The organism is Parachlamydia acanthamoebae (assembly GCF_000875975.1).
Lineage (GTDB): Bacteria > Chlamydiota > Chlamydiia > Chlamydiales > Parachlamydiaceae > Parachlamydia > Parachlamydia acanthamoebae.
Window position 1 is genome coordinate 43,663 of sequence record NZ_BAWW01000008.1, and the last position, 19,975, is coordinate 63,637.

Annotated in this window: 18 protein-coding genes, 1 tRNA gene and 1 pseudogene; 7 read left to right on the forward strand and 13 right to left on the reverse strand. The window is 37.3% G+C overall.

The annotated features are described in order from the left end of the window. Nucleotides 1–107: 107 nt before the first annotated feature. Nucleotides 108–1,196, reverse strand: coding sequence for a hypothetical protein (locus AOM43_RS04185; RefSeq protein WP_059359191.1), 1,089 nt, complete (start codon nt 1,194–1,196; stop codon nt 108–110). A gap of 385 nt (nt 1,197–1,581) precedes the next feature. On the opposite strand from AOM43_RS04185, the gene AOM43_RS04190 reads away from it, so the two are divergent. Together AOM43_RS04190 and AOM43_RS04195 are read left to right on the forward strand one after the other, a co-directional pair. After that, nucleotides 1,582–3,165 carry a hypothetical protein gene (locus AOM43_RS04190; RefSeq protein ID WP_013925119.1) on the forward strand — a complete coding sequence of 528 codons (1,584 nt, stop codon included), beginning with the start codon at nt 1,582–1,584 and terminating at the stop codon, nt 3,163–3,165. A gap of 81 nt (nt 3,166–3,246) precedes the next feature. Then, nucleotides 3,247–3,575: pseudogene (locus tag AOM43_RS04195) on the forward strand (Rieske (2Fe-2S) protein). Here AOM43_RS04195 and AOM43_RS04200 read toward each other — a convergent pair. Both AOM43_RS04200 and hpf read right to left on the reverse strand, forming a co-directional pair. Beyond that, nucleotides 3,556–4,032, reverse strand: a complete 477-nt coding sequence (locus AOM43_RS04200; RefSeq protein ID WP_059359193.1) for a type I restriction enzyme HsdR N-terminal domain-containing protein — start codon at nt 4,030–4,032, stop codon at nt 3,556–3,558. The pseudogene AOM43_RS04195 and the gene AOM43_RS04200 sit on opposite strands and share 20 nt — an antisense overlap. 5 nt (nt 4,033–4,037) lie before the next feature. Then, entirely contained in the window at nt 4,038–4,676 is a 639-nt protein-coding gene (gene hpf / locus AOM43_RS04205; RefSeq protein WP_006341027.1) for a ribosome hibernation-promoting factor, HPF/YfiA family, read from the reverse strand. Between the two features lie 312 nt (nt 4,677–4,988). Between hpf and AOM43_RS04210 the strand changes: the two genes are divergently transcribed. Next, nucleotides 4,989–5,255, forward strand: a complete 267-nt coding sequence (locus AOM43_RS04210; RefSeq protein ID WP_006341029.1) for a hypothetical protein — start codon at nt 4,989–4,991, stop codon at nt 5,253–5,255. Between the two features lie 4 nt (nt 5,256–5,259). On the opposite strand, the gene AOM43_RS04215 is transcribed toward AOM43_RS04210, so the two are convergent. The 3 genes from AOM43_RS04215 to AOM43_RS04230 form a co-directional block, all read right to left on the reverse strand. Beyond that, a complete protein-coding gene (locus AOM43_RS04215) occupies nt 5,260–5,652 on the reverse strand; it encodes a DUF7674 family protein (protein WP_226987390.1) in 393 nt (130 codons plus the stop codon). Nucleotides 5,653–6,096: 444 nt separating this feature from the next. Beyond that, entirely contained in the window at nt 6,097–7,191 is a 1,095-nt protein-coding gene (gene rlmN, locus AOM43_RS04225) for a dual-specificity RNA methyltransferase RlmN (protein WP_006341032.1), read from the reverse strand. A 20-nt stretch (nt 7,192–7,211) separates the two neighbouring features. Then, nucleotides 7,212–7,285: transfer RNA gene (locus AOM43_RS04230), tRNA-Arg, on the reverse strand. 133 nt (nt 7,286–7,418) lie between these two features. Here AOM43_RS04230 and AOM43_RS04235 point away from each other — a divergent pair. Further along, nucleotides 7,419–7,604: a hypothetical protein gene (locus tag AOM43_RS04235; RefSeq protein ID WP_006341033.1), complete on the forward strand. Its 186-nt coding sequence runs from the start codon at nt 7,419–7,421 to the stop codon at nt 7,602–7,604. A gap of 15 nt (nt 7,605–7,619) precedes the next feature. Beyond that, nucleotides 7,620–9,185 (forward strand): lysine--tRNA ligase, encoded by a 1,566-nt coding sequence (gene lysS, locus AOM43_RS04240; protein WP_006341034.1) that lies wholly within the window; start codon nt 7,620–7,622, stop codon nt 9,183–9,185. 58 nt (nt 9,186–9,243) lie between these two features. Here the strand turns inward: lysS and AOM43_RS04245 are convergent, their stop codons facing one another. From AOM43_RS04245 to sctJ, 4 genes are all read right to left on the reverse strand, one after another. Next, nucleotides 9,244–10,563 carry an MORN repeat-containing protein gene (locus AOM43_RS04245; RefSeq protein ID WP_059359200.1) on the reverse strand — a complete coding sequence of 440 codons (1,320 nt, stop codon included), beginning with the start codon at nt 10,561–10,563 and terminating at the stop codon, nt 9,244–9,246. 95 nt (nt 10,564–10,658) lie between these two features. Continuing rightward, nucleotides 10,659–12,230, reverse strand: coding sequence for an MORN repeat-containing protein (locus tag AOM43_RS04250; protein ID WP_059359202.1), 1,572 nt, complete (start codon nt 12,228–12,230; stop codon nt 10,659–10,661). Nucleotides 12,231–12,363: 133 nt separating this feature from the next. Continuing rightward, nucleotides 12,364–13,797: an MORN repeat-containing protein gene (locus AOM43_RS04255; protein ID WP_059359204.1), complete on the reverse strand. Its 1,434-nt coding sequence runs from the start codon at nt 13,795–13,797 to the stop codon at nt 12,364–12,366. 390 nt (nt 13,798–14,187) lie between these two features. Beyond that, entirely contained in the window at nt 14,188–15,102 is a 915-nt protein-coding gene (gene sctJ / locus AOM43_RS04260; protein WP_039377079.1) for a type III secretion system inner membrane ring lipoprotein SctJ, read from the reverse strand. A gap of 768 nt (nt 15,103–15,870) precedes the next feature. Here sctJ and AOM43_RS04265 point away from each other — a divergent pair. Together AOM43_RS04265 and AOM43_RS04270 are read left to right on the forward strand one after the other, a co-directional pair. After that, complete coding sequence (locus tag AOM43_RS04265) at nt 15,871–16,437, forward strand: HdeD family acid-resistance protein (RefSeq protein WP_006341041.1); 567 nt, start codon at nt 15,871–15,873, stop codon at nt 16,435–16,437. 216 nt (nt 16,438–16,653) lie between these two features. Further along, a complete protein-coding gene (locus tag AOM43_RS04270) occupies nt 16,654–17,898 on the forward strand; it encodes a hypothetical protein (protein ID WP_013925130.1) in 1,245 nt (414 codons plus the stop codon). Here the strand turns inward: AOM43_RS04270 and AOM43_RS04275 are convergent, their stop codons facing one another. From AOM43_RS04275 to cysS, 3 genes are read right to left on the reverse strand one after another with little or no spacing between them, the layout of a single operon-like run. After that, a complete protein-coding gene (locus AOM43_RS04275) occupies nt 17,899–18,261 on the reverse strand; it encodes a 4Fe-4S dicluster domain-containing protein (RefSeq protein ID WP_006341044.1) in 363 nt (120 codons plus the stop codon). 2 nt (nt 18,262–18,263) lie between these two features. Next, a complete protein-coding gene (locus tag AOM43_RS04280) occupies nt 18,264–18,506 on the reverse strand; it encodes a hypothetical protein (protein WP_006341045.1) in 243 nt (80 codons plus the stop codon). Beyond that, nucleotides 18,503–19,972 (reverse strand): cysteine--tRNA ligase, encoded by a 1,470-nt coding sequence (gene cysS, locus AOM43_RS04285; protein WP_059359207.1) that lies wholly within the window; start codon nt 19,970–19,972, stop codon nt 18,503–18,505. Before cysS ends, AOM43_RS04280 begins: the two co-directional genes overlap by 4 nt. Nucleotides 19,973–19,975: the final 3 nt, after the last annotated feature.

The following is a 19,975-nucleotide window of genomic DNA, read 5'->3' on the forward strand; positions in this document are numbered from 1 at the left end:
CCTGCTTTCATTTGATTGGATTTTCGATAGTTAACCCTCGGAGGATACATAACTACGAAAACATTGGCAAGCAAACTAGCAGGGCTTGAAGAAGAGCGTATTTTATTTTAAAGCGGCTTTCGATTGTTCTCTTTTTTTAAGAGAAATTCTCTGTAGGCGGCGTTTAATTTTTCATGAGAATTTCTTGGCGATAGTCCCATCGATACGTTGACGTACTGAGCTCGAAAATTTGAAGACAAGAACCGCAATTTTGCTGGCTTGCTTTTTTCTTCATCAAAAATTTTTTCTAAACACTTGAGCTTTTCTTGCAATCCATAAGTTTTAAAAATTTCATATTCTTTCCTTGAGTTATCATCTTCAAAAAAAAGGGGCTCCTCTTCTTCTTTCTTGACCTCAAGAAAATATCCACTCAATGATCTTCTAAATCTTTGACTCAATCTTGCTGATCGAATTCGGGTCTTTAAAGCGCCTTCACTAGCTGCTCGGGTTTCTCCGTCTTGTTGAGATTCCACTTCTTTTTTGATTCCCGGGAAATAGCCACTCAATGTTCTAAATTTTCGACTCAGGTTTCTCGTCCCTAAAGCACCTTCACTAGCTGTTCGAACGTCTCCATCTAGTTGAGTTTCTTCTTCTTTCTTGGTTCCTGGGAAATATTCACTCAAAGTTCTATGACTAAATCTTGCTGAGCGAATCCGCTTTCCAGAAGGTTTCCCGCTAGCCATTTCCATTTCTTTTAGACTAGGCTCTATGCCCTTCTTGTCTTGATCAGAATCGACTCTGACACCTTTCGATTTACGATTTCGCAATGCACCGCTGTTATTCAAGAGGTCTTTCTCAACGGTTTCTATTTCTCCTGAAAAAGTATTTTTTTCCTTCCTGACTTCCTCAAAAGAAGGTGTGCTATGGACTCTAGGATTCTGGAGAGAATTTTTTTTTGGTTTCAACGAACGTACACTCACCGCTCTGATTTCCTTAACAGGATTACCTGTTTCGTTAGTTTTATCAAAAAAAATGGCACTAGATGTCCTATATTTACGCTTATTTTCTTGTTCTTTTGGAACCAAAGAGCGTTTACTTACTGAGTGAGTATCTTCTTCTATTCGATCATTATTCTTTCTAAAAAACCTCTTAGCACTTTGATAAAAGGCTTTTAAAGGATTGGCAGTAGAGGAGGAAGTAGCGTCGTATGCGTGCATAAATAATCCTAAATTTTATTGATTTTACCCTTTCTATAGAAAGGCATTACATCCTTATTTTAAAAAGAAAGATAGATTCTTAATCAAGGTTTAAAATTTAGAGATGGAATGTATTGCCCATGTTTTAAAACGCAGAAGCATAACGAGATGTATATCTAAAAGTGAATTCATCACCTTGATAGAAAGAAGAAAACGTTGGTCAAGGATAGCAAATGCACTTTACTTCTTCTTTGGAGTCAAACACGATCGCCAGCGACTGTGAAATAACGCTGTGTTGAAAATGTATTTTTTTGCAATTTTCCTGCTTAAATTTATTTCTTAATGCGGGATCTATATTTGCATTTCCTAAGGAAAAAGAATAAAATTAAAGAAAGGAGATAAACATATGCGTAGCTATTATGCCCATCTCGAACAGGCAAAACCTGCCGTTCAAAACACAATCCCCTCAAAGCCTGTTTATCGCTCATCTGCAATTTTTCCAGTCATTCAGGCTGAAGGAATATCTTCTCGTATTTTGTTTATGGGATATTGGATTCTGAAGCGAAATATTAAAGAAATCGCCTGTGTTATCACATTACGTTCAACAGAAGGGACTGTTCTTTCTCGCTCCACGATGTCCATTACAGAGTCCAAAACCTATCGGATCGAGCTCCACGATCAATTAGCTTTAGCAGGCTTATCCATTACAGATGATTTTATGGGAAGCCTCGAAATTGAATTTTTTTCCACCCAAAATCTTGTTTTTCCCTATCCCGCGGTTGATATCAACTACTACGGCCCTCAATTTAGCACAATCGTGCATACAGCCCAGAGGGTATATAACGACTTTGACGACTTGCGCAATAATTCTCAAACCGCTGTCCCTGAATCCGGATTTAATATTTACGCCAAAGATGATCAAGAGCCTTTTTTTACCCTTATCAATGGGGCGGCAGCTTGCGAAAATAACACTGTGACTATGGAATTTTATAATCGTGACCAAGAAGTATTAACGCATACCTTAGAACTTGGTTCTTTAGCTCCTTATCAAACTTTTTTTTGCTTTCCAGCCCGATTGTGCGATCTGAAGCATTTTTTAAAAGGGGATGTTGGAACAGCCAAAATTTATTTTAAGGTGAACTGGGCTTTTCCAAGATTGGTTGCAGGAAATTGGAACCACCGTTTTCAAGCTTTAAATATTACACATACATATTATGATTGCGAAAAAGCAGTCTCCAAAACAGACTATTGGTTTACTCCCAAATCCGGTTGGCACCCAGCCTCTTTGATGATTCCTGTGTGTGCCGATACCAAACATTTTACCAATGTGTATTTTTATCCGATTTATTCCCCTACCCACTTCTCTGTCGGAATAGAGATTTATAACGAAAAAGGTCATTTGTTGGGTGCAAAAAATCCAACCACAGAAGTTTTATCTCCCTCTTCTGAATTGATCAAAATTTCTCTTAAAGATTTATGCGAAGAATTAAACATTGCGCCTCAAGAAAATCTAGCGGCTAGGCTATATGCAAATGAAATTCTTAATCACCCTATTCCTTCACGTATAAAAATTGGATTGGATATTGGCTCAACTCAAAAACAACTTCCTTGCAATATTTGCGTGAATCTTCAACCCTTTAATCCTGCATATGAAGGGAAACCCAGTACTTTTAGATGGCTACCCTTTCTGGCAGATCAACCACGCCCAACCGTGTGGATCATGAACTCTTCACCTCAGGTAGAATATGAGCAAACCGCTAAGCTCACTCTAACGTTTTTCCGCGAAAAGGACCCCGAAACACTTGTCTATCATCTCGATCTGCCTGCCAATGGATTTCTCACTTTGGACTTGAGCAAACATGTAGATTTAAAAGATTTTTTTGGAGACCATATTGGCTGGCTAACCGTCCAATCCTCGAATCCTTATACAACAACCTACTATTTCACAGAATCTTCAGTAGGAATTGTGGGAGGTGATCATGGTTTTTAACTCACTTAACAAAGGTAATGCAGCGTAATCGTATTATTGGTATGATTTTAAAGACATACCTAAAATGAGTTTTACATTATTATGACAATCAAAAAAAACATTAATCAGGATTGCACCAAACTTGGTTTGGTTTCAGACATACCAGAGGGGAAATCCATCATCGTAGAAGGACCTGAAGGATTGCAAATTGCGCTTTTCAAATTAAATGGTGAGGTGTTTGCCCTTGATAATGCGTGTCCACATATGGGGGCCCGCTTGGTGAAGGCTGTATAGAACATGGGGCCGTCACATGCCCATGGCATGGTTGGCAATTTGACATCCAAACAGGTTACTGCGAAAATATGCCTGGTGAAAATGCACGCAAAATCCCCATTCATGTTGAGGACGGAGTTATTTATTTGGTGGATTGAGAAGTCCTTGGCATGACTTGAGTAAATCTTGGTAGGTGGGAATAAAATCGATAAAGGCATACTCTTTCTTCAAAGCATTCTGCCAACCAAATTTAATCTCATGTTGGTTAGCTACGGCAATGAAATAGGCTCCCAAAAAATGGTTGTAGCCAGTGACTTGGTTGATAACTTTTGTGCTCAGATTCACGGCCTTGCACTCAATAACTAGTAGAGGATACAAGGCATGCGCAGGATGGATGCCTTGCCCAAAACACACAATGTCTATTCTTCTATCGGGAATCGTCTTCGCCTGAGACAGATGGGGCATGAGACTTAATTCTCTTTCAACCCCCATCAATCCAACAGGAAATCCTAATTGACGAATCATTTTAGTAATAAGTGACTGCCTGACATATTCTTCAGGCAAAGCTGCAACCCATTCTTGACGAATAGGACAATAAATTTTTTCCGATGCCATTAATCTTAAGCTTCCGGTTCAATAATCCCGTAATTTTGATCGCTTTTTCGATAAATGACTTTTAATTTCATATCATTTTCTGAACGGAAGATTAAAAATGCATCACCGGACAATTCCATTTTCATAATGGCTTCTTCATTCGTCAAAATTTTTAACGGAATTGTTTCGCTAGAGAGAATATGACGGGGTTTATAATTTTCTTCTAGACGACGCTGACTTTCATCTTCGATTTGTTCGTTAACATCGCTCAATTCTTCTTGACCTGGTGCCTGATAAACATTCACTTTCATATCGACAACAGTCAGTTTTTTAGCTTGATGATCTCTAATTCGACTTTTATATTTCAATAGTTGCCGTTCAAGCTTGTCAACCGCCTTATCAATAGATACATACATATCGTCACAAACTGCATGACTCTTAATCTTAATATGATCTACTTTTAAAACGATATCAACGCGGTGCTCAAGTTTTTGAATATCCATTGTAATTATCACATCAATAATTCGATGGCTTAAACGGTCTATTTTAGAGACTTTTTCGATCGCATAGTTCTTCATTGCCTCAGTTACAAGGACATGTCGACCTGTTACGGTAATGTTGTATGGCTGTACTGATTCATCTATTTTCACTTTGCTGCGATTCATAAGCAACCTCTACTTTGATTTTCCTGTTAAAAAAGATTAAAGTGCGCATCAACTCTCTTTATTTAGAAGTCTACCCTTTAGAACAAATATTGAAAAGAGGTAACCGTTTTTTAATCAGAAATAGAAAGTTGGAGAAAATTCAATAAAAATGAAATGAGAGGACCTCTTTGATTTTCAAAGATTTGCCATATGTTATCTAATCTCCGCCCCCATCCAAATGGATAAAAAAAACAACTTGCACACTTACCTGCTCTCTCTTAATATCTTATCACAAAAAGACTCTGCTTTCATCCTAATCAAGAAGTTAAACTAATGAAAAATCATTTTGAAAATCCATCAAATGAAGTCAGGCCTCCATGGATTGTTTATCCAGGAATCCCACCGGGAGATATTTTTTGGAGATTTGGTGGTGAATCTTATATGCACACTGTTTTTCAAGCCCACTGGAAGTCCTTAACAGACCAAGATAAAAAAGAATATCTTGAGCGGTGGGAAGCCACAGGAGAGTGGTTTAATGACTTAGATCCAGAAATGGATCCTGATATAAGAGATTTTTTGGAGGAACTATACACGGAATAGCCCATTAATGGACATCTAACTTATCAAGACCTTCCGTTTTAACCCCTGTAAATGCATCCCAAGCAAGGCAATACTTGCGCGATTCTGGACCTAAATGGGAAACAAATTGCTTAGGATCAACTTGTTCAGGAGTTACATTGAGAATGTTCTCTAAAAAACAGGTGCATATGGCATTTTGCACATCATCGTCTCCATTCACAAGAAGCTCTTCCATGTAACAGAAAATTTCTTTTACCCGTGCTGGATCCAAAGTTTTAGCACCAAGCAATGTCCATATATAGAGAGAAAATTCACTCATTTCCCCCCATAGAGAGGTTTTAAAATATTCATCTTCCTCAGCTTTATAAGCAGTCCAAAGAGGAAGAAAATCCGGAAATTTATTTAGGATTAATTTCATGCAATTTTCTTGTGATACTTTCATATGTAATATTGCCTAACACAAGGGTTGTCTTTGTATCAATATGGGCTCCAAAACTTGCTCTAAATGCGAAAGCTTAGTCGCTATGACATAACCACTCATACCAACCGATGACTCAAGATAAAACAGTTTTTTTTCGTCAGATCTCATACATTCTAGATATTCTCTGGGGATATGACAGTTATTTTTTAACTGCTCTGGAAGTCGATCTATATCAAATTCATATAAGTCGAAGAGGATATTTTGATTTTCAAATGGGCTTAGCCCCCAACCTTCAACCGAGCTAAATTCTAGTAAAAATTTATTTTTCGATTCTGACTCCGCCTGCACAAACAGTTTTTGTTGCTGCAAATCATACAACAGGCCCGTAATCGACAGATCGTGATAAGACTTTTCCAGTGTTTAACCTTTAAGAATCAATATTTAGTGAGAATTTGTAGGAAATGTTATGAGAGCATTTTTTTGATTTTCAAAGATTTGCTTACGTAACTTTAAATTCCCTAGCTGCCCACAGGCTGCCATGATATCTTGCCCTTTTGTCAAACGCAGCAAAGTGTAATATCCCTTTTGACGCAAAGATTGGGTAAAAGCTTCAATCGTATTTAAATCAGGAGCTTGAAAGCGATCGCGACTTTGTGGGTTGTAAGGAATTAAATTAATTTTAACATTCAATCCTTTCAAATATTCCGACAGTTGAAGAGCATGCTCAATCTGATCGTTCTGTCCTTGCAAAAGGACATAGGCAATTAAAATCTGCCGTCCCGTTTTTGTACAATAGCCCTGCATGGCTTCGTATAGTGTTTGAAGATCGTATTTGCGATTTACGGGCATGAGTCGATTGCGTAATTCATCTGTAGGTGCATTAATTGAAACGGCCAAATTAGGTGCTTGTCCACCCAGATTTGCAAGTTTATCAATTCCGTCGACACATCCACTTGTTGAAATGGTCATTCGCCGTCTTCCAAACCCAAACCCTTTTGGATCATTAAATATGCGGACTGCTTGCATCACAGCATCAAAATTATCTAAGGGCTCACCCATTCCCATAAAAACAAGATTGCGAAACGAAAATTGATTGTGGTGTTTAGCAAGGTAAACTTGTGAAACAATCTCTTCAGTTGTTAAATTGCGTAAAAGCCCCATTTTGCCAGTTTCACAAAAAGCACATCCCATCTGACAGCCGACCTGCGAAGAAATGCACAATGTTCCACCCGACTGCATCGGGATTTGCACAAATTCGACTTCCAAACCGTCAGCGGTTTTACCCAAAAATTTTCCTGTTTTTCCGTCTTCTTTCCGATCTCCCAATGAAAGTTGGGAAACACTCACATTTTCTAGAATAGCAGTGCGAATTTCTTGAGCATTATTAAAAGCAGGATGTGCAGCATTTAAACTGCCTGAGCGGAAAAATTCTTGATAAATTAGGGAAGCATGCACACGCCCCTTGCCTAAGCGTTCAGCAATAGCATGGATGAAGGATTCTTCTGTATGTGCTAAAATTGAGATTTTTTCTGTCACGTAGAAACAGGAATAAAAAACGCACCGAAGAGGGGTCGAACCTCTAACCACCCGGTTCGAAGCCGGGTACTCTATCCGATTGAGCTATCGGTGCAGATTGATGTATTTATTAAATGGAAGATATTAGACGATCTGGGATATAAGCTGCAAGCATGAAAAAATGTTTTGGCACAAATTAATCTCGACTGACATAATTAGATTACTTGAAGATATAGGGAGAAAGGACTATGGGACATCATTGGATTATGCAATTTAAAAATGCGACTCGACAAACGCAATATTTTATCCTAACCTGGGTTATCTATATGATTGCTATTATTGCTTCTACTCTCTATGCTTATGGACGCCTTGAATTTGTCAAATCAGATGATTATCAAAGCTCTGAATCCATTAAAAACATAGAAAATCGTTGAATATTTGGTTAGATTATGTCGATTACACCTGAGTATCTCCAGCATGAAGAATATCAAAATCGTAAAAGAAAGCTTGGAGAAATTCGAGAATTAGGAATTGATCCTTATCCAGCTTCCTATAAACCTCAAGATACAGCACAAAAACTCCAGACCACTTATGGCCATTCAGCAATTGGTCACAGTGAGGATGCGGCTGCTGGATCTACTCAAACAGCCTCTGTAGCTGGACGTTTAATTTTATTTAGAGCTATGGGAAAAAATGCTTTTGGTCATATTCAAGATGCATCAGGACGTATACAAATCATGTTCAATCGCGATCTCACCCAAGTGACTGGTTACACACCACAGGGAGAAGAAGCTTTAAGTCCCTTTAAATTTATTGAAAAGAAAATTGACTTAGGCGACATCATCGGTATTGAAGGAAATCTTTTCCATACGAATAAAGGGGAACTCACGATTTTTGCAAAACGTGTGACTCTGCTTTGTAAAACACTCCTTCCTCTACCTGATAAACATGCTGGATTAAGTGACAAGGAACAAAGATACCGAAAAAGATGGCTTGATCTAATCGCCAATGAGCACGTAAAAAATACATTCCTTCTGCGCACACAGATTCTCCGTTTTGTACGGAAATTCCTTGATGATGCCCACTTCACTGAAGTTGAAACCCCCATCCTCCAAAGTGTGTATGGAGGTGCAGAAGCACGTCCTTTCTTGACTAAACTCAACGCTCTCGATCAAGAAATGTTCATGCGCATTTCGTTAGAACCTTCTTTGAAAAAATTGATTGTCGGGGGAATAGACCGCGTTTACGAAATTGGAAAAGTTTTCCGTAATGAAGGGATTGACCGCAGCCACAATCCAGAATTCACATTAATGGAAGCCTATGCTTCTTATTGGGATTACAAAGATATGATGGTTTTCTGTGAGAATCTTTTCGAGAAAATGGCCCTCCACCTCTACGGAACAACGGAAGTACCTGCACTTTCACTCGAGACACAACAACCGATTAAAATCGATTTTAAAGCTCCTTGGAAACGTCTCACGATGAAAGAAAGTTTAATCGAGTACGCCAAAATCAATCCTGACGATCTTACTGATCAAGAAATGCGTGAAATGCTTTTGGCAAGTGAAACATGTGATCCTAAAAAAATTACCCCCCTCACAAGAGGTCTTCTGATCGCTGCACTATTTGAAACATTTGTTGAGCAACATTTGATTCAGCCCCATCATATAACGGATCACCCAATCGAGACTGCTATTCTGTGCAAACCAAAAGCGAATGAAGAAGGATTAATTGAAAGATTTGAGAGTTTTGTTTTGGGAGGAGAAATTTGCAATGCCTACTCCGAGCTGAATGACCCGGAACTGCAAAGAAAACTTTTTGATGAACAATCAAAACGCAGAGATTCTGGGGATGAAGAAGCCAGTCCTGTTGATGAAGAGTTCATCGAAGCTATTCACCAAGGTATGCCACCAACTGGTGGGATTGGTATTGGAATTGACCGTTTAGTGATGCTTTTAACAAATGAGCACTCTATCCGTGATGTCTTGTATTTTCCTTGGATGAAGCCCCAATAAAAGAAATTAAAAAAGGCAAAGGTGATCATCCTTTGCCTTTTCTTCACTTTTTAGAATTCTATACTTTTCGATTGAGAATTTCTTCAGTTATTTCACCTGTAAATTTTAAGCCATCTCTAAAAATGATTGTTCCGTGTTTGGGTATATCACCTTCAAATGTGCCCACGAATTCCACAATATCGTGATCCTCAGGATATTGCATCTTACCTTCTAAAGGATATTGACGTTCAAATCTTCCTGTAAATTTAGATCCATTCAGATACTCAAAAGTTCCTTGAAAGTTTTTTTCTTGATCGGAACATGCTACATACCGAACTCCATCTAACAAGGTTATTTTACCTCCCAAAGCTTCACTCGTTATATCTCCTGTATAGTTAAAGCCATCCTTGAAAAATAATGTTCCTCTTCTCGGTTGAGTATCTTCAAATTCACCGGCGAATGTTTGGATCGGGCCGTTTACGAATTGCAAAGCTCCCCTATCTGGCATTAAATCTTTAAATTTCCCCTTAAACTGACCATCTTTTGGACAGACAATTTCTCCTTCTATTGGACGTCCCCATTTATCAAATGTCCCCTTAAAGAAGGCATTATATCCCTTATTTTGAAGGTGATACGTTTCCCCGTCTTTTTGAACTCGAGCGTGGAACACATTTTTGACTTTTTTTCCTTTATGAGCAGTCATTACAGCTTGAATTAATCGGTCTTTCTTAAATTTCGCAACGAATACACTTCCATCGTTTAAGGTAGCTTTGGCCTTCCCATATTTATCATCATTTTTAAAAGTATATTCGTAAATCCCACCCGGACTTGTTAATTTTCCTCTACCATGGGCTAGCCCTCTTTTAAAGGTCCCTTCAAATATCTCTCCATTAAGGTCCTTTATAAAACCATACCCGGAAAGTAGTTCCTTATTTTTGTGATGTCCTAAAAATACAGATCCATCTTTTAGTTCCAACTTTTCATAATCTGATTTGAGGTTAGCTATTTGCCTGGGAGAAAGGACGCCAAATGTTTCTTCGATAGCTACAACTTTTGCAATTTGAGAAGAAATAAATTGAGTTAGGTCCCCTGATAGTTTTTCCTGAGCAGCAAATGCCTGTTTACTAACTCCAAATCGTTTTAGCAAGCTATTTTTGTTTATTTTTACATATTCATTATCGTTTGTTTTTAATAAAACAAACCTTCTTTTCTCGAAAAATCCTAATTTTGGGGGCTTAGCCACATTGGACGTGATAATTGAATCATAAGCGATAAAATATCTTGTAGAACCTCCCGCATCAGTGAATTCAATTCGGTTCTTACTTTTACCTGAGCTATTTAGAAGCTTCTCTGCAGACGTATTTTGATGGAAAGAAATATTAAGAGGTGAAATTGACATATGGATCTCCCATTTAAACAAATTAATTCAATAAGTATAACATAATTATGAATTAATTCCAATAAATGATTATTAATTTAGTAAACCTTTGCCATTTACTCATCCAAGAATTCCTGTTCTCGACCATCGGGATAAGTCATCTTACCCTGAATAATATTCCCCGCTTGATCCAACAAGCCAATAAATGTGCGATGATCTGCAAATACCAGTTTCCCCATTTTCATCCTGCCATCTTCATAAAAAGTCCCATCGAATTCAAAAAGTTCACGCCCATCTGGAAAAAACATCTCGCCTTGTGCTCGTATACCATTTTGGCTTTCATCATTGACCTTATAAAAAGCAATACCATCCTTATAATCACCTTGCTCATCAAAAAGCCCATCATACCAGCTGCCATCTGGATAAGAGACCTTGCCCATAAGAAAATTCTCGTTATGACGAAAAGTTCCATTGTAACTGATCAAATGATGTCCCTCAGGAAATTGCATAAAGCCCTTTAGAGGAGCTCCGCCATTTTTACATTGTCCCGCAAATAGCCTTCCATCTGGAAAATATAGAAGCCCTTCACAATATCCCCGCCTGTCATAGGTCCCACTAAACTCCCTTCCATCTGCATAGATAAGATGACCTTGTTTTATGCGACCTTGCTCGAACAGACCCTCAAAAATACTCCCATCATGAAATGTGAGTTTTCCACGGTCGTATTTTCCATCTGGCTGTAAGCTCCCTTGGTATTCAATAAATAAATTTCCTGGAGGATACCTAAGATGCCCATCATGTGGTTCCCATCCTTCAAACTTTCCATTAAATACACTTCCATCGAAAAGAATCAATGAGCCTTCTTTTAAACACCCCCATTCGTCAAATGTCCCTTTAAAGCGATCTATTCGGCCAGCTTTAGAAATCTCGAGAACACCTTCTGCGGGTGAATACATCGTAAATTTAGCCTTCAGTTTTTTTCCATGAATATGAGTCATTTTCCCCTGAATCATACGATCCGCTTTAAATTTTCCTAAAAAAATATTCCCATTTGCAAAAGTTATTTTGGCTATTCCTTCCTTTTGACCATTCTTAAACGTATAAGCGCATCTATCCCCTTTAGGATCACTCATAAATCCCTTACCATGGAATTGACCTTCCTTAAAATGACCTTCGAACATTTTACCATCTGGTAATTTCAAAAAACCATAGCCGGAACGTTCTCCATCTTTTTTATGCCCTAAAAAAACACTTCCATCTGTATGTTCTTCAATAACATAATCGGGCCTAATTTTAGACCTTTGGGTAGGCGTCAAATAACCAAAATGTTCTTCTAGCAATTTGGCCTTTTCAATCTGGGCAACAACAACAGGATTTATGTCTCCGTGATGAAGTTTTTTTTGTTTTGAAAATTCTCTTTTGCTAATTCCAAATCTTTTTAAAAAACTATTTTTGTTCACTTTTACATATTCAGAATCGGATACTTTAATCAAGAAAAATCGTTTAGAAGAAAGATAGCCTAATTTGGGAGAAGAAGCATCCTTACTTTTGAGAATCGAATCGTAGGCGATTAAATAGCTTTTTGAATGGCTCAGATCAGTAAATTCAATCCGCTTTTTACTTTTTCCAGGCGCAGGCACTTTTGCTGCATTTTGAAGGATTTTGAAATCCAATGGAAGAATATGCATTATTATTCCCTATTTGTAATACATCTTTAAATATATGATATCAATAATTATATATATAAACTATCAGGTCATAAAAATAGAAAAGGCAAAGATCTTACTCTTTGCCTTTTTCAAGTTCATATTTTTTCTATTGTTACCTATCAAACACTTCATCCGTTATATGGCCTACGTATTTGTAACCGTCTTTAAATAGTAACGTTCCTTGTTGCATTTTTCCATCTTCAAGGGTTCCTTCAAATCTTACAAACTGCGGATGCTCAGGAGGAAATAACATCTCCCCAGATATAGGCTCTGAATGACTAAATTTTCCAATAAATTTGATTCCATCGGGATATGAAATAGTCCCCTCAGTATAGTGTTCGCCTTCAAAAAGACCTTGATAAATCGTTCTGTCTGTAGCGTAATAGGTTCCTTTCTCAAATTGCTCATTTTCGTTAAAGCGTCCCTCGAAAACAAGAACACCATTATCTGTGAGCTTTCCATGGAAAAAAAGACCTCCTCTAAACTGACCATCCTGGACCCGACCATCTGGGATTTGTTTGATCCCTAAGAAAGGTTTATTATTGAAAAACTTTCCCTCAAAAGAAGATCCATCAGCAAATGTCATGAGTCCTTCAGCATAGTTTCCAGATCCATCAAAATCTCCTTTATAACTTTCGCCTGAAGGAAGTGAAAACTCTCCTTTCAAAAAGTCGAAGTCTTTAAATGAGCCTTCAAAGCGAGCCCCATTTCCGAAGTTTATATGGCCTGTTTGAAAACGTCCCCAGACATCAAGCGTTCCTCTATAAATACCTGAGAGTCCCCCTGGTGTGGTTATTTGATATGAGCCATCCACTAGACGCACAACATGACCTTTAGCCTTTTTTTCGTATTGAGAAATCATTGCATACACTAAAACATCGTCCTTATGCGCCCCAACAAATACAGTTCCATTTTTCAAGGTCGCTTTCATTTTTCCATGTTTAGCACCATTTTTATAAGTATACTCGTAAGTGTCTCCCTGAGAAGTAGTCATTTTTGCTTTCCCGTGAACTTTACCATCTACATAAGTGCCTTCAAATTTTTCTCCAGTGGATGTTTTTAATAAACAATGTCCTGTACGCAGGCCATTTTTTTCGCATCCCAAAAACACAGCATCGTCCTTTAGCTCTTTCATCACATAATCAGATTTGAGCTTGCTCATCTGCTTCGGAGAGAGCTGCCCAAATATGCGGTGAATGGATTCTGCTTGCGCAATTTGGGAAGAAATTAATTTTGCTAACTTTTCCTTAGAATTATTTTCTTTAAATGTTTCTTTACTAATTCCAAATCGCTTAAGAAAACTATTTTTGTTAACTTTTGCGTATTCCGTATCAGATATTTGGATCAAAAAAAATCGTTTTCTTGCAAAAAAATCCAGCTGAGGAGTTACATTTGCACGAATAATTTTATCGTAGGCAATTAAATACCGGTTGGAAGAATCCTCCGGGCAAAATTCAATGCGCTTTTTTCTTTTGCCCGAACTATTGGGAAGTTTTTCTGCAAGCTGATTAGAATAAAAATTAAAACTTGGAAATGAAATTGACATGCATAAATCCCTTATAAACAAATTAATTTTATAAAATATAATACCATATTTCCATTTTTTAGTAATAAATTAATTTATTAGTTATTCGATGATATCCGAACTATTTAGAGTTTTAACTATACGAGAAGCACAAATGACTCATCAAAAAAAGTTTCGTTCATTAAGGGCACAGAGAATCTCCATTTTTGATTGAAACAACACATAAGTGGTTGATTGTGAAACTTCAGCCAATTTGGCTAATTTTTTCAATTGTGGATATAGGAAAATATCGACACCTAGAAGGATGCTTCACTGCACCATTGCTAATGCAGGGAAAAGAAGCCCCTTCAGCTTAGTCAAACACCGGTAGAAGAAAGCAAGAGCTATACACTCTTACCTTCTTCATTAATTTTAATGCTCTTTTTTTATTTCAGAGTTCTTTTTAGCATCTTCATTGACAACGCTAGGTTCTTTTTGCTTGAGATCAAGCTGCTTAGAAGACAAATAATCTGAGAAAATAAACTTTTTTAAAATAGGATATAATTTCCAAATCAACCCTATCAGACAAAAGAGAAGAATTAAATTTAGAAATAAAAGCGAAAAGAAAATAAAACGAAATCGTGATACTGATTCTTTTGCAAGATCGATCGACCAAATATTTTCCAATTGCAATGCATTTGAATGCATCCGGAAAGGTTGTTCAGTAATTGCAGCTCGTTCTCCAATAATGGTTACATTATCATATTTTAATCCCGTCACACTCGCCGCAACAAGCTGTCGAATTTTAGACCTTAGTTGACTATTTGGATCATCTAAAATCCCGTTATGTTTGATGTAAACAGAAGCTGTGATAGGTCCAGATGTCGTCCCTGTAATGGGATTTTCTTCTGGAAAAGAAATCATCACATTTGCATCGATCACACCATCGATCTCTTTAATTGTATTGGCAATCTGTTGCGCTAATCCTGCCTGATATCGAATTCTTTCCTGCGTTTCGGAAGGAACAAGACTCGAAGACCCAAAAATATCGAGTAAACTTTCTTGATGCTTTCTTGGAAGCCCTTCCTCATCCAAAAAGCTCATCGCATCCATGGCTTTATTTTCGGGAACTTGGATATCCCAAAGAACGGCTTTTTGAGGTCCAGTTCCGCCGCCTTCTGAACTTTCAACTTTTGTCGATTCAATATTTTTGCTATTCAAAAAAACGATAATTTCATTTGCGTCTTGCTCTCTAATTCCATGAACAATTGTTCTTTCAGATGAACAACTTGTTAAAAGAAACAATGAAATAAATAGATAGACAATTTTAACAATGGTATTTTTCATTATTACTCTTTAAATTTGATCGTGAACTTCATTTTCTTATTAAATTTCTGAAAACATTTCCACGATTAATTAGTCTTCATTAGTTTAAAATATTAGACAAAATAATACATTCGAGGTTAATACAAATGAGCTAAGCGCTTCTAGCCAAACCACAGGTTTTACCTCGGCCTCTTTTATTCAGAGTGGACCATTAGATGGACGAAAGTTTATTCCTTCAAATCCTCAAGAAAAAAAATCGGGAGTCATCGAAACCACGCTAAGCACATATAATCTTTCTTTTACATTCCCACCTATTTTCAACAAACAAGAATGTGCCAAAGCATGCAATGAAAAGAAAAAAAATTGACAAATGTTAAGAAATACAGAATTAAATTCTAAGGTGTATGAAAAAAGTGCTTGAAATCATTCAAAAAAAGCAGATCTTCTGGAAGCCTCACCCCTCTTTTTAAAACCTCGGAAGAGAAGAAACACTGAAATTGACGCAAAATCCATTTACAAAGAACCATTTGAAAACATTAATCGCAATGAAGCCATTTCTTCAACCCCACCCCTTTTCCTATCATGCTTTAAAATTCGACTTAGACAACTTAAACAACATTTAAATGGTGTCTTTAGAAAAAGGATTGAAAGATCTTCAAAAAACTTAATCTAATTATCGATAACTTATATTCTTCAACTTAGAATAATATTCATCTTTTGATCTTGTAAAAAAATTAAATATATTTTAAGCAAAAAAAAAGATAACTAAATCTCTATAGGGGAATTTATATGGATGAAAAATATGGACTCGGGTACAGGTTCCAGGAATTCGATCAAATTCGTCGAAATTGGACCGGTTTTCTTGCAATAGGCATTTTATTGATTATTATCGGTAGTGCGGCAATTGGATTTTCAGTTTTTACAACTCTTTTTTCTATCTTTATTCTGGGTGCTTTCTTGGCTTCGGCTGGTATCCTTCAAATTATTCAAAGTTTTTGGGCTAGAAAATGGAGCGGCTTGTTCCTTTCCGCGGCTCTTGGGATTCTATATCTTGTGACAGGAGTAATTTGTTTTGCTAGGCCCACTTCAAGTGCTATAGCATTAACTCTTTTGATAGCAGCTTTTTGCTTAATTAGTGGACTAGTCAAAATGTTTAATGCGATCGTACTTCGCTTTTCTCAGTGGGGCTGGGTTTTCTTTAATGGTTTAATCACTTTTATTTTGGGTATTTTAATTTTATCCGATTGGCCTGTATCAGGTTTATGGGTGATTGGATTGTTTGTAGGAATTGACATTTTGCTCTTAGGTTGGACATGGGTTCTCTTAGCTCTATCAGCCAAAAAGAGTGAAAGCTAGAGCATTTTCAAGCAGGGTAGCAAATGGCTATCCTGCTAAATCTCTTCTTTTATTTGATGGTAACACTCCCTCCTTTAAAAAACTTATCCGTCCATTTTTATAAGTAGATAGTTTGACTAAACAAAATAAAAACCGAACGTTATTATATTTTACACTTCTTGTCGTTAATGATGGTTTTTGATAAAATACAATTATTTCTTTAATTGGAAGAATCACATGACAACTTTATCTGTTGCTTTCTATAAAAATAAATCTGCTGAAAAACTTTTTATTCCAGAAAAAAGTTTAGGAAAAAGCAAAAAACGGATTGAATTTTCTAGTCTAGAAGGAACAGACAGATACTTAATTGCTTACGATTCAGTTATTCAGACAAAAAATGGGGTGCCTCCCAAACTAGGTTTTTTTGCTAACAAAAGGTTTGTTCTATTAAAATCTAATGAAGGCTATATCAAAGTAAATGCAAATAGTTTGCGAAAAAGATTTGAAATTAGTAAAAAAGAACTAGCGAAACAAAAAAAGTGCAATAATGGGGATTTAACCCAATTTATAGCTTCTCGAATTCAAAAAAAGCTCACTGTGGACCAGGGATTTGGAAAAATTCAGTCTGAGCAGAGAGCCTCTACTGACATGGCGCTAATTCATGGCTTAAATTCTCAGAAATTCAATGATATTCCGCCCCAGCAGAAAGTCTCTACAATTTCCGATACATATACAACAATATCAACTTCTGAATTAAATACTCTGGTTTATACACAGGCGGCGAAAATTGCCGAGAAAAAATTGCTCTATTGGATGCCTCATCCCCTTTTTACAAATTCTGAGGGTCCTTTTCCAGACGAGTATATGAATGTTCCAGATTTTTATGGATCACGCCATTGTATGTTCTATTTTGGAAAAGAAGAAACACTAAAACTGTTCAATAGTAAATTCACAAAGAATTATTTTTTGGAATGGCTAAATGAGAGACCTGATAGTGAACAACTATCTGATTCAAAGATGAACATTTCCCAGATTTTAGAACATCCAAATCAGCACCCTTCTCCTATTTTTATGTCGTGTGCAGATTTTTTCTATTTATCATTGTACAAAGCAAAAGTTATTACTAAAGATCAAATTTTGCAGATCTACCAAAGTGCCAGACAACAACAAATGATGGATGATCAAGCCTCTGCAATTTCTACCCATTTTTATGGATTTGATACACATCAATTTGAAGACATGGAGTCAATGACAACACAAGGAAAGCCAGGCGATGTTGTCATTGGATTTGATGAAAATAATAAGCCAATGCACATCATGTTTCTTGGAAAACCAGGATCTGCTCTAGGTCTGTGGAGACTACCCGCTTATCATGCCGTCGAATTTAAATTAAAAGAAATTGAATGGTTCAAAATGAAACTCAAATGGTGTCCTTTACAAAAGGGACTGGACAACCTTCTCGCAAATATAACGATGCAGTAATTAAAGCAGCTCTCGCAATTCAGTCCCATTTGTCAAAGATAGAGCTTGCGGTTCACACACTTTCATGCAAGGATAATCTGAACAATGCAAGCAGGGTTGCCTTTGCGGATAGAGCAAAGGATGCCTTTTTTCCAAATCTTCTATATAGATGGCATTTGCCGGACAGGCTGCCATGCATGCATCACAGCCTGTACATAATTCTTGGAAAGTTCTTTCGGAAGAGGAAGCTCCTGGCGGGCGGACTTTTTGTGTTTCGTCTGCCATGGATTCCAATTTTTTCACTATGGGATGGTCTTCAATTAAACTCAGTCCACTGGAAACAATCTTCCTAAAAGCTGATGCAAAGAAATGCTGACGATCCATCCTTATTCTTGAAGGACTCTTAAAACCAGATTCTTTCCATTTTCAGTCAATGAAACTGTCAATGGGCTTCTTTTTTTAAGAAAATTTGCTTGGATAAGCATATTGCAAATGGCATCTACACCACGCGATTGTAAACCGATCCGATTTCCCATTTCATAACGATCGACTTCTCGATCAAAATCATCCTGCACCTCTTCATATACAGCAATCATGAAGCGTTCATCTTTTGTTTTAGCGCGACTCATTTAGTAGACCTTTTTATTTTTTTTAACCTTGCCCCTTTAACAGAGTCTTCAATGATATATCCATGAGAATGAATCAAATCTCTCAATCGATCAGCTTCAGACCAGTTTTTATTCTGTCGAGCAATATTGCGCTGTTCAAGCGCGTCTTGTAATTCTTGAGGAATCTGCTCTGCTTGCACTTCGAATGTAAAAATGGCCAGAACCTGATTAATTTTTTGCAGAAAATCTAAAATTTCTGCAGCTTCAGAATCTCCCACAAGCCCCTTATCACACAAAGTATTGATTTCTCGAATCATTTCAAACAAAGCGGCTAATGCAACAGAAATGTTGAGATCATCCGCTAGAGCTTTAGCAAATGCATAGAGCGTTCTTTCGATGACTGGTGCCACTGATCCCGAGTCTGCAGATCCCTTGATCTCTTGCACTCGTCTGATAAAATCCTGCACTCTTCTTAAGCTGTGCCGAACAGCGTCCAGTCCCTCAAAAGTAAAATTCAACTGTGTTTTATAATGCGTTTGCAAAAGCATGTAACGTACTTCGACACCTGAAAATCCTTTGGCTAAGAGATCTCTCAGCGTATAGAAATTTCCCATACTCTTAGACATTTTCTTCCCATCCACAATCAAGTGCTCAGCATGCATCCAGTGCTTAACAAATGTCTTTCCTGAACATGCTTCAGATTGCGCAATTTCATTTTCATGGTGAGGGAACATATTATCAACCCCACCCACATGGATATCAATGGTATCTCCCAACAATTGCATGGCCATGGCTGAGCATTCTAAGTGCCATCCGGGACGGCCAGGACCAAAGGGGCTATCCCAATAAATTTCTCCATCTCTCTGCGGATCATAATTTTTCCACAAGACAAAATCTGATACGTTTTCTTTGTCATATTCATCTGCAGCCACCCGTTCCGATGCACCAACCTTCAACTCATCTAATTTAAGATGAGACAAGCATCCATAGCGAGGAAACTTTCGAATAGCGTAATAAATGCTGCCATCTTGCCCTTTATAGGCAAATCCTTTATCGATGAGTGTTTGAATCATCTCAATCATCGGCTGGATATAGTCAGTGGCAGCCGGGTAAACTTCGGCAGGTTCAATGTGCAAAGTTGCAAGATCTTGAAAAAAAGCATCTTTATAAGGCTGTGTAAAGGCATTTAGCGTAATTCCTTTAGCAATAGCCCCTTTAATGGTTTTATCATCAACATCAGTCAAATTCATCACCTGTTTAACTTTCAAACCAAAAAATTTCAAAGTTCTTCTCAACAAATCTTCAAACACATAGGTTCTAAAGTTTCCGATGTGTGCAAAGTTATACACGGTGGGTCCACATGTATACAATGTGATTTGCCCCTTTTCTGCGACCAAGGTTTCTTTGACACGTTTCTCAGTGTTAAATAGTTGAATTGGGCAGTTTGTGAAATTTAATGATAAATGCTTGGTATCCACAAATGTCATTGT

Coding starts and splice junctions, on each gene's coding strand:
- AOM43_RS04265 (WP_006341041.1), top strand. CDS start 15,871: ATGGATGAAAAATATGGACTCGGGTACAGGTTCCAGGAATTCGATCAA.
- AOM43_RS04200 (WP_059359193.1), bottom strand. CDS start 4,032: ATGGCATCGGAAAAAATTTATTGTCCTATTCGTCAAGAATGGGTTGCA.
- AOM43_RS04275 (WP_006341044.1), bottom strand. CDS start 18,261: ATGGATCGTCAGCATTTCTTTGCATCAGCTTTTAGGAAGATTGTTTCC.
- AOM43_RS04190 (WP_013925119.1), top strand. CDS start 1,582: ATGCGTAGCTATTATGCCCATCTCGAACAGGCAAAACCTGCCGTTCAA.
- AOM43_RS04250 (WP_059359202.1), bottom strand. CDS start 12,230: ATGCATATTCTTCCATTGGATTTCAAAATCCTTCAAAATGCAGCAAAA.
- AOM43_RS04185 (WP_059359191.1), bottom strand. CDS start 1,196: ATGCACGCATACGACGCTACTTCCTCCTCTACTGCCAATCCTTTAAAA.
- AOM43_RS04270 (WP_013925130.1), top strand. CDS start 16,654: ATGACAACTTTATCTGTTGCTTTCTATAAAAATAAATCTGCTGAAAAA.
- cysS (WP_059359207.1), bottom strand. CDS start 19,972: ATGACATTTGTGGATACCAAGCATTTATCATTAAATTTCACAAACTGC.
- AOM43_RS04255 (WP_059359204.1), bottom strand. CDS start 13,797: ATGTCAATTTCATTTCCAAGTTTTAATTTTTATTCTAATCAGCTTGCA.
- AOM43_RS04210 (WP_006341029.1), top strand. CDS start 4,989: ATGAAAAATCATTTTGAAAATCCATCAAATGAAGTCAGGCCTCCATGG.
- AOM43_RS04215 (WP_226987390.1), bottom strand. CDS start 5,652: ATGAAATTAATCCTAAATAAATTTCCGGATTTTCTTCCTCTTTGGACT.
- AOM43_RS04245 (WP_059359200.1), bottom strand. CDS start 10,563: ATGTCAATTTCACCTCTTAATATTTCTTTCCATCAAAATACGTCTGCA.
- sctJ (WP_039377079.1), bottom strand. CDS start 15,102: ATGAAAAATACCATTGTTAAAATTGTCTATCTATTTATTTCATTGTTT.
- hpf (WP_006341027.1), bottom strand. CDS start 4,676: ATGAATCGCAGCAAAGTGAAAATAGATGAATCAGTACAGCCATACAAC.
- AOM43_RS04280 (WP_006341045.1), bottom strand. CDS start 18,506: ATGAGTCGCGCTAAAACAAAAGATGAACGCTTCATGATTGCTGTATAT.
- AOM43_RS04235 (WP_006341033.1), top strand. CDS start 7,419: ATGGGACATCATTGGATTATGCAATTTAAAAATGCGACTCGACAAACG.
- lysS (WP_006341034.1), top strand. CDS start 7,620: ATGTCGATTACACCTGAGTATCTCCAGCATGAAGAATATCAAAATCGT.